This window comes from Paenibacillus oleatilyticus (genome assembly GCF_018998565.1).
GTDB classification, from domain to species: Bacteria; Bacillota; Bacilli; order Paenibacillales; family NBRC-103111; genus Paenibacillus_G; species Paenibacillus_G oleatilyticus.
In genome coordinates this window covers 1-376 of sequence record NZ_JAHNZO010000137.1, presented here as the reverse complement: position 1 = coordinate 376, position 376 = coordinate 1, and the positions used below count along the sequence as shown (strand labels likewise).

The following is a 376-nucleotide window of genomic DNA, read 5'->3' as shown; positions in this document are numbered from 1 at the left end:
ATTCGAACCCTCGCACCACTTACGCAGTCTAACCCCTTAGCAGAGGGTCCCCTTGAGCCACTTGGGTATCTCTCCAAGCTTAAACATTCAAGGCTTGCACCCTGAAAACTGGATCGAAACAAAGCGCGTTTCGATATATCTTTTATCGCTCCGTTGACTTCGTCAAAAGTCGCTCCTAAAAGATATATCTTCACTGGTAGCTAAATCAGTAAACCTTAGTCGCTTCCGAAAGATTCTCCGGAAGACTTATTGGATAAGCCCTCGACCGATTAGTATTCGTCAGCTGCACACGTTGCCGCGCTTCCACCCCGAACCTATCAACCTCGTCGTCTACAAGGGGTCTTACATACTGGGAAATCTCATCTTGAGGGGGGCT

Annotated in this window: 1 rRNA gene; it reads right to left on the bottom strand. The window is 48.1% G+C overall.

Going from position 1 to position 376, the window contains the following annotated elements:
- Positions 1 to 249: 249 nt before the first annotated feature.
- Positions 250 to 376 (bottom strand): 23S ribosomal RNA (locus KQX66_RS36650); the annotation flags it as partial.